The 7,641-nt window shown below is 65.1% G+C and carries 9 protein-coding genes and 1 pseudogene; 3 read left to right on the top strand and 7 right to left on the bottom strand.

Going from position 1 to position 7,641, the window contains the following annotated elements:
* A pseudogene (locus tag GQ56_RS39770) lies at window positions 1–311 on the bottom strand (type VI secretion system Vgr family protein); the annotation flags it as partial.
* Between the two features lie 540 nt (window positions 312–851).
* Here GQ56_RS39770 and GQ56_RS47310 point away from each other — a divergent pair.
* Window positions 852–1,031: a helix-turn-helix domain-containing protein gene (locus GQ56_RS47310; protein WP_152603438.1), complete on the top strand. Its 180-nt coding sequence runs from the start codon at window positions 852–854 to the stop codon at window positions 1,029–1,031.
* A gap of 535 nt (window positions 1,032–1,566) precedes the next feature.
* Here the strand turns inward: GQ56_RS47310 and GQ56_RS45150 are convergent.
* The 4 genes from GQ56_RS45150 to GQ56_RS0136240 form a co-directional block, all read right to left on the bottom strand.
* On the bottom strand, window positions 1,567–1,845 hold the full coding sequence (locus tag GQ56_RS45150; protein WP_152601965.1) for a hypothetical protein: 279 nt from the start codon (window positions 1,843–1,845) through the stop codon (window positions 1,567–1,569).
* A gap of 81 nt (window positions 1,846–1,926) precedes the next feature.
* Window positions 1,927–2,727: a hypothetical protein gene (locus tag GQ56_RS0136250; RefSeq protein ID WP_031403295.1), complete on the bottom strand. Its 801-nt coding sequence runs from the start codon at window positions 2,725–2,727 to the stop codon at window positions 1,927–1,929.
* Window positions 2,728–2,906: 179 nt separating this feature from the next.
* Window positions 2,907–3,881 (bottom strand): LysR family transcriptional regulator, encoded by a 975-nt coding sequence (locus GQ56_RS0136245; RefSeq protein WP_031403294.1) that lies wholly within the window; start codon window positions 3,879–3,881, stop codon window positions 2,907–2,909.
* A 185-nt stretch (window positions 3,882–4,066) separates the two neighbouring features.
* Complete coding sequence (locus GQ56_RS0136240; protein WP_031403293.1) at window positions 4,067–5,038, bottom strand: GlxA family transcriptional regulator; 972 nt, start codon at window positions 5,036–5,038, stop codon at window positions 4,067–4,069.
* Between the two features lie 117 nt (window positions 5,039–5,155).
* Here GQ56_RS0136240 and GQ56_RS0136235 point away from each other — a divergent pair, with 117 nt between their 5' ends.
* Both GQ56_RS0136235 and GQ56_RS0136230 read left to right on the top strand, forming a co-directional pair.
* Window positions 5,156–5,839 (top strand): DJ-1/PfpI family protein, encoded by a 684-nt coding sequence (locus GQ56_RS0136235; protein ID WP_031403292.1) that lies wholly within the window; start codon window positions 5,156–5,158, stop codon window positions 5,837–5,839.
* A gap of 67 nt (window positions 5,840–5,906) precedes the next feature.
* Entirely contained in the window at window positions 5,907–6,218 is a 312-nt protein-coding gene (locus GQ56_RS0136230) for a cupin domain-containing protein (RefSeq protein WP_031403291.1), read from the top strand.
* Window positions 6,219–6,265: 47 nt separating this feature from the next.
* Here GQ56_RS0136230 and GQ56_RS0136225 read toward each other — a convergent pair whose 3' ends face one another.
* On the bottom strand, window positions 6,266–6,550 hold the full coding sequence (locus tag GQ56_RS0136225; protein ID WP_031403290.1) for a PAAR domain-containing protein: 285 nt from the start codon (window positions 6,548–6,550) through the stop codon (window positions 6,266–6,268).
* Between the two features lie 409 nt (window positions 6,551–6,959).
* The gene (locus GQ56_RS0136220; protein WP_034200328.1) at window positions 6,960–7,352 is read right to left on the bottom strand and encodes an MAPEG family protein; all 393 of its coding nucleotides are present in this window, start codon (window positions 7,350–7,352) and stop codon (window positions 6,960–6,962) included.
* Window positions 7,353–7,641: the final 289 nt, after the last annotated feature.

The following is a 7,641-nucleotide window of genomic DNA, read 5'->3' as shown; positions in this document are numbered from 1 at the left end:
CGCTTGCCCGCACCCAGATTACCCAACCCCGCGCCGCCGGGCACACCGGGAACGAACGTGCCTTTTCCGTCGAATTCAATCGAGATGGTCAGTTCGGTGCCAATCAGCTTGTCCGCCTGGATCCGTTCGCGCGCCGCATAGACGGGCAGCGTCGGCATGCTCAAGGTCTTGAGTTCCAGCGTGAATTCGGAAAGCTCGCCGAGCGCTTCGTTACCCCGAAGCTTGATCGGCAGGAGAATCGCGTCTCCAGCGACCTCTGGCAACGCCATACCCTTGATCGACACGACACGGGACTGCGTGGGTAAGTACATGAATTCCTCGTCTCAGCAAGAGCAGCGCCTCGATTCACTTCATCGTGTTGACGCTTCGCGTGTCTGCACAGATTCGCCCATCTCGATTGATGAAAGACGGTTTTCGCAAAAAACTACACCAGAAGGCGCTGCAAGATCTATCAGACGAGTACGATTTTACGATATTTGATATTTCAAAAAAATCGATTAACATTTGATTCCAAAAAATATCCACCAATAAGCAATAAATTTATTTATTTGATTAATTTTAATTTCTCACACACTTTTCATCACATCACCTCGACTTTATCGATGAATAACATCAAGAAAATAACTTTAATAAAAATCCACCTCGACCATCACGGAAAGATGAATTGAGGCCACCAAGCAACACCAGTAAAGCTGGCGAATAAAAAACGACAGGAACCGCTCTCGCTGATCGGGCGTAAAGCGGCCGCACAGCGAGATGTGATGCACGCACGCATCGCGTTATGGGCTGATGAGGGCCACTCCAATATGGTGATCGCGAGGGAACCGGGGGTCTCCGTATAGACGGTCTGCCTGTGGCGCAAGCGCATTGCCCGGCAAGGTATCCAAGGCATTCGTGAAGGTAAGCGCAGTGGCCGTCCACCACGCATTACGCACGAAGCGCGACTGCAGTTGATTGAGCTGGCCTGTGAAGCACAGAACCTGAGGGGCGGTTTACGCCGCCCCTTGAAGGGATTGCGGCGCGCGCTGTGAAACGCAGCGTCGTCGAGCAGATCAACATGCAACCATGTGCAGCGTATTCCGCAAGCCGGCAACGTGCGCCCGTGCCAGATCCATAACTGGCAGCACAGTCCCGATCCAGCCTTCTGCGAGAAGGTCAACGTGATTTGCAGGCTGTACTGCAAGGCGCCACGAAACACGGCGGTGCTCAGTATCGACGAGAAGACCGGCATTAAGGTGGTTGAGCACAAGCACCCGGGACGCTCACCCGTGCAGGGATGACTGCGTCGTTGCAAACCCGCATATATCCGCCACAGCACCTAACCGTTGATTGCCCCGCTCAATGCGCATACCGGACAGGTGCTGGCAGAGTGCCGCGCCGGCATACCCAAGACGATCTGGTCACCTTCATGACGCGCGTGGCTGCTGCATTTCTGGACAAACAGGTGCGCGTAGTCTGGGGACACCTCAATACACGTCGCGCTCAGGCTGCCTGGCTGGCATTCAACGCGCGGCACGGCAAGCGGTTTAACTTCGACTTCACACCGCTGCACGCGAGACCGGTCAATCAGATCGAGCTCTGGTTCCTGTCGACGTTCAGGCTGTCCACTGCAACGGTAACATCGGCAGCCTTGTAGCCATAGACGGCATCCAAAATGAAAAAAGCCGCCGCCCCTTTCGGAACGGCAGCTTTTTTCAGTGCGCCGTGTGATGTAGAAATTTTCCCTTCACGGGCCGCGCCTCTGGCACCCGCTCGCGCCACCTCTACCGACTTCGCTACCGCCCTGCTTCGCAGGAAGCGAAACAAGGCAACGCGAATGCTCCGCTGACACGCCCTGTCGTCCATTGCTCCCGCGCCTGCAAATCCGGAACGACCGCCGCCACATGCAAACCTTCCGCGTCAAGGCAGCCCGCCGAAAGCCACATGCTATTTCTGCAACTCCGGCTCATAGACGCCATCAACCCGCCGATAGGTGTAAGAAAGCGTCTTGAACCCCGGGTCATAAAGCCTCCGATACGCGTCATTGCAAGCGTCGTCCAGCTTCACCGGATAACTCGGCGGCCACGCCGCAACAGGCTGACACCTGAAATCGTCCGCGCCCGCGCCGTCCTTTTTGAACCGCAACACCATCAGGCTCTCCTGAATCTGCTGCGCCGCCTTCTCGTAGTACCGCTGGTTGTTCAATACGACGCCGACCGGAAAATAGTCCGACTTGAGGCCTTCGGCCATTTCCGGCTCCGCGACCATGACGGCCGCCTTGCGCAGGAATGCCTCGGCCGCGGCAGGGTCCGACTGCATCAGGCGCTGCCCCTTGAATTTGTAGGCCACCGCCACGACCGGAAGTTGGCCGGGCGTCGGGTGTTCGCCCCACCACGCGATGATCTGGTCGAGGCTGCGTGCGAAAAGCTGCTCGACCTCGCCCGAGTCGGACTGCGTCACGTGCAACGGCAACTGGCAGTCCACCACGCATTGCGCAACGACCGGCGGATCGCCTGCCTTCCAGCGCTTCCAGGTTTCCTCGTCGCGCGCATTTTGCCGGTGATCGTCGATTGCGCCGGATACCAGGGCCACGGGCGCCAGCGCCACGATCGCCGCGCCCCACGCAAGATCGCACGACGTTGAATGACTGCCGGCAAGGAGATTGCCGCAATCGGTCGAGCACGCGCCGAGCGCGAGCGCACACGCCAGGCACGCAAGGCGCCGGATGATCGTCATGAACTTCGACATTGTTCCCCAAGGTGATCGTGAGTCATTCTTCCGGCCGCAGCCATCCTCGCCGCGGCGCGCCTCCGGAGGCGGAGAGTCGCCGCGCGAATTTAACGAATCGGTCGATCACAAGATAACTGTCGGCTTTGTCAGGGGTTCAACCGCCCCGCACCGACCAGCAAACGGCCCGGAAGAGGAAGTCACGCGGGCACCGTGCCTCTCTGCAGCGTCGCCGCCTGCGCGCCCACCCTCCCGCGCCAGTTCTCCCCGCCTTCGAGCGACGGCGTCGACTCGAACACCTCCGCGATCCAGTCGGCGAACACGCGCACCTTCTGCGACAGATGCCGGTTATGCGGATAGACGATCGAGATCGGCTTCGGTTTCGGATTGCAGTCCGGCAAAACCTCGACCAGCGAGCCGTCGAGCAGGTTCGGCAGCACCATGAACAGCGTCGGCTGGATCATCCCGAACCCTTCGAGCCCGCACGTCACGTAGGCATCCGAATCGTTGACCGTGACGCTCCCGTTCATCCGCACCTCGAACGGCTTGCCGTCGATCATGAACACCCACGGAATAGCCCGCGCGCCGTGGCTCGACCGGAAACTCACCGCATGATGCTCGGCGAGATCGGCAATCTCGTGCGGCTCGCCGTGACGCGCGAGGTAGTCGGGCGACGCGCAGGTCACGCGCTTCAGCATCCCGATGCGCCGCGCGACCATCGACGAATCCTCGAGCGGCCCGACCCGGATCATGCAGTCGATACCCTCCTCGACCGGGTCCACGTAGCGATCGGAAAGGCCCAGCTCGAGCGTGATGTCCGGATAGCGTTGCCGGAAGATCGACAGCGACGGCAACACGATGCGCCGCCCGAGCGAACTCGGCATGTGGACGCGCAGCACGCCGCTCGGCTTGCGGTTGCCGGTCTGGAAACTCGCGTCGGCCTCCGCGATCTCGGCGATGATCTTCATGCAATGCTCGTAGTACGCGGCGCCTTCCGGCGTCAGCGACAGCCGGCGCGTCGTCCGGTGCATCAGGCGCACGCCGAGCAGCGCCTCGAGATTCTGGATGATGGTCGTCACCGACGCGCGCGGCATCGCCAGCGTGTCGGCCGCGCGCGTGAAGCTGTTCGCATCGACCACGCGGGTGAAGACTTCCATTGCCTGGATTCGGTCCATGCTGCTCTCCCTTCGAATCGCCAACGGAACAGCATAGAGCGCGCGGCAGGCGCGGCACAAGCCCCCAGCGATTGTTCTCCCATCCCGAATAGTCTCGGCATGTCGCACGGGAAAACGATCCGGTTTCGTCCAGATCCACGCGGCAGGCATCCTGTTCGTTGCGGACGGCGGCCGTGTCGCGTCCGCTATCGCACGAAGCGTTCGCGATACCCCTGCGGCGACACGCCGAGCACACGCACGAAACTGCGCCGCAGCGTCTCCTCCGAACCGAATCCGCATCGCGCGGCGATCCGCTTGACCGGCCAGGCCGTTTCGCCGAGCAGGCGCTGCGCGGCCTCGACGCGGATCTGCTCGACCGCGCGGGCGGGCGTGCGGCCGGTTCCCGCGCGATAGTGGCGCACGAAGCTGCGCTCGCTCATGCGCACCCGCTCGGCCAGCGCCGGCACCGACAGGTCGGCCGTCAGGTGCTCGGCCATCCACGCATGCAGCTCGCCGAACCGGTCGTCGGTGCGCTGCATCGACAGCATGGCGCTGAACTGCGCCTGTCCGCCCGGCCGCTTCAGGAACACGACGAGTTCGCGCGCGACGTCGAGCGCAACGTCCCGCCCGAGATCCTCCTCGACCAGCGCAAGCGCGAGATCGATGCCGGCCGTCACGCCGGCCGACGTCCACAACGCGCCTTCGCGAATGAAGATCGGATCGGATTCGACGCGCACGTTCGGAAAGCGCGCGGCGAATTCGTCGCAGCGCGCCCAGTGCGTGACCGCGCGCCGCCCGTCGAGCAGGCCGGCCTCCGCGAGCAGGAACGCGCCGGTGCAGACCGACGCCACGCGCCGCGTGCGCGCCGCCTGCCGGCGCACCCAGCTCACGAGCCGCGCATCCTTCGACGCCGCATGCACGCCCTTGCCGCCGGCGACGATCAGCGTATCGGGGTGGCGCGCGGCCGCGCGCAGCGACTCGGCCATCACGACGAGGCCCGACGACGTCTCGACCGGGCCCGCCTCGACCGCGATGACGCGCGGCGCATACGGCGCGGGCAGGCCGCGCTCCAGCGCGAGCTCGTTGACGGACGCAAACACCTGCAGCGGCCCCGACACGTCGAGCAGCTGCGCACGGGGGAACGCGAGGACCAGGATCGAACGCGGGGCGGCAGGCATGGCGATTGGCTGAAAACGTGGGTGATATGGCAATTTCGCCAAACACTACGCGCCTAGAATCGATCTGTCCATCCCGTGCCGGCAACGGCTCGCCTCCCTTCCAATCGGAGTCCTCGCATGACCCTGCATATCGGCCTTCTCGTGTTTCCGGGCGTCCAGCAACTCGATCTCACCGGCCCGCACGACGTGCTCTCGTCGCTGCCCGACGCAGCTGTCCATCTGGTCTGGAAATCGCGCGACGCCGTCGCGTCGAGCAGCGGCCTCGTGCTCGCGCCGACCTGCACGTTCGACGACTGTCCGCCGCTCGACGTGATCTGCGTTCCCGGCGGGATCGGGATCAACGACCTGCTGCTCGATGCCGAAGCAATCGCGTTCGTGCAGCAGCGCGCGGCCGCCGCGCGCTACGTGACGTCGGTCTGCACGGGCGCGCTGTTGCTCGGCGTGGCCGGCCTGCTGCGCGGGCGGCGCGCGACGACCCACTGGGCGTTCCACTCGCTGCTCGAACCGCTGGGCGCCGTGCCGGTGCGCGAACGCGTCGTGCGCGACGGCAACCTGATCACGGGCGGCGGCGTCACGGCCGGCATCGATTTCGCGCTGACGATCGCCGCGGAACTGGCCGGCGACGAGGCGGCACAGGCCATTCAGCTGCAGCTCGAATACGCGCCCGCGCCGCCGTTCAACGCCGGTTCGCCCGACACCGCGCCGGCCGCGGTCGTACAGCGTGTCACCGAGCGCTCGGCGGCCGGCTTCGCCAGGCGCAAGCAGACGATCGAACAGGCGCTGCGCGCGATGGCGCAGTAAAGGCGGGCACCGGTACAAGGGCCGGGAAACTGGAGAACGACGCGCATTCGCGCCGGAGAACCGATCGATGAGCATCATCCGCAGCAAGACATTCACCGCAGAACGCGCGTGGGACGCGCACCTGATCGCGACCCTGAACGGCATCACGGTGCGCCTGCACTGGACCGACCAGCCGTATCGGTGGCACGTCAACGAAGACGAGGAAGTGCTCGCGGTGCTCGACGGACGCGTCGAGATGCGCTACCGCGAAGCGGGCGTCGAGCATGCGACGGTGCTCGAAACGGGCGACATCTTCCACGCCACGGCCGGCGCGGAGCACGTCGCACATCCGCTCGGCGAAGCGCGCATCCTCGTGATCGAGACCGAAGGCAGCATCTGATGGAAGACGCCGGCGCGCGGATGAAAACGGAATCCGCGCGGCGGCGTTCAACTCGCGATCGTGCCCGTGGCCTGCGACGCGATCAGCTTCGGTTGCGGCGAGCACAGGCACTGGCACAGATCGTGTTCGAGCGCGACGACCTTGCCCATGACGGTCATCGTCCGCTCGCCGCCGTCCGACACGATCACGCCCGGCGACTTGCACGCCGCGCAGAACACGGGCGCGCCGAGATACGCGAGTTCGCGTCCGTCGAACGACGAGTTGGCGATCCCGTCGAGCACGACGCCGCCGTGGTCGGTCGTGTCGCCCTTCAGAATGAATTTGCGGCTCATGATGTCGATTCTTCCCTCGAAAATGCCGCGCGACACGGCGGCGCGGCCGGGCGCAGGCAATCGGAATCCGCCCGTCGGTCGCGGGCGTCCCGCGAGCATATCACCGCTCACGGCCGCCACCCGCCGAGCGCCGCCCTCGTCAGAACGTGCGCCGGATGCCGCTCCACGCCTCAGACTGGCGATCGTTCGCCGATGCACCCTGCCCGTTGGTCGATTCGACCGCCGGACGCCCGGCCGAATCGATACCCGGTGCGTGCGGATGGACAGCGCTCGGGTACGGGGGTACACCTCGCCGGAAAGGAGCCGGGCCCGGTGGCGACCCGGTGGTACGTCATGCCGGCACGATCGCGCGAAGCTGCCGCGACGATAGCGGCGCGCGGCGCAGCCGCCCCGGACGGCGTGCCGCCGCTCACGCGAACAGCGCGAGACACAGCGCGGCGCCGCACAGATACGTACCGAGCGCGCCGACAAAACGCACGGGGTTCGGCCGGGCCATCGTCGGCCACGCGAGCAATCCGATCACGAGCAGGCAGCGGCACACGGTCGCCGCGACGATCAGCGCCAGGATCGCGCGCGACGGATCGTGGGCGCCGAAATAGAGAAACAGCACCGCGAGGAACGGCGCGTATTCGGCCGTGTTGCCGTGCGCGCGCACGATCTTGTACAACCCGTTCGCCGGATCGGACGCACACCCCGCCGAGATGGCGTGCCGGAAGCGCGTGACGGACACGACGAGCCCGAGCCCGAACAGCAACAGCCCGAGGATCGCCGTACAAACAAGCGCGACGGGATGGATCGGCATGAGACTCCCGGCGAAATCGGAAAGGCGCCGCACATCCGACGATCCTACCCGCGGCCGGCGCGCGCGGCTATCGCGGAAACCCGTACCGCCGCTGCCCGCCTGCCGTGATTTCATCGTCGGGTTCCGGCCCGAATTGCCGTCCCGCCGCGCCGCACGGAACCGGTGCATCGTCCGCATGCCCGGCCGCCGGGGCTGACCGCCGCCACACCCTCCGCGAATGCCCCGGCGCGGCGCACGCCAGCGTCGCGGCGCGACGGCCCGGCACCACCGTCCGGCAACGCCGGTTGCC

The sequence above is a fragment of the Burkholderia paludis genome, assembly GCF_000732615.1.
Lineage (GTDB): Bacteria > Pseudomonadota > Gammaproteobacteria > Burkholderiales > Burkholderiaceae > Burkholderia > Burkholderia paludis.
The sequence above is the reverse complement of the archived record's forward strand: the minus strand, read 5'-3'. Positions and strand labels throughout refer to the sequence as shown.

Bases quoted from the DNA above. Each gene is read 5' to 3' on its own strand.
- GQ56_RS0136225 (WP_031403290.1), bottom strand. From the start codon at position 6,550: ATGAGCCGCAAATTCATTCTGAAGGGCGACACGACCGACCACGGCGGC.
- GQ56_RS0136250 (WP_031403295.1), bottom strand. From the start codon at position 2,727: ATGTCGAAGTTCATGACGATCATCCGGCGCCTTGCGTGCCTGGCGTGT.
- GQ56_RS0136245 (WP_031403294.1), bottom strand. From the start codon at position 3,881: ATGGACCGAATCCAGGCAATGGAAGTCTTCACCCGCGTGGTCGATGCG.
- GQ56_RS0136235 (WP_031403292.1), top strand. From the start codon at position 5,156: ATGACCCTGCATATCGGCCTTCTCGTGTTTCCGGGCGTCCAGCAACTC.
- GQ56_RS0136220 (WP_034200328.1), bottom strand. From the start codon at position 7,352: ATGCCGATCCATCCCGTCGCGCTTGTTTGTACGGCGATCCTCGGGCTG.
- GQ56_RS0136230 (WP_031403291.1), top strand. From the start codon at position 5,907: ATGAGCATCATCCGCAGCAAGACATTCACCGCAGAACGCGCGTGGGAC.
- GQ56_RS0136240 (WP_031403293.1), bottom strand. From the start codon at position 5,038: ATGCCTGCCGCCCCGCGTTCGATCCTGGTCCTCGCGTTCCCCCGTGCG.
- GQ56_RS45150 (WP_152601965.1), bottom strand. From the start codon at position 1,845: ATGGACGACAGGGCGTGTCAGCGGAGCATTCGCGTTGCCTTGTTTCGC.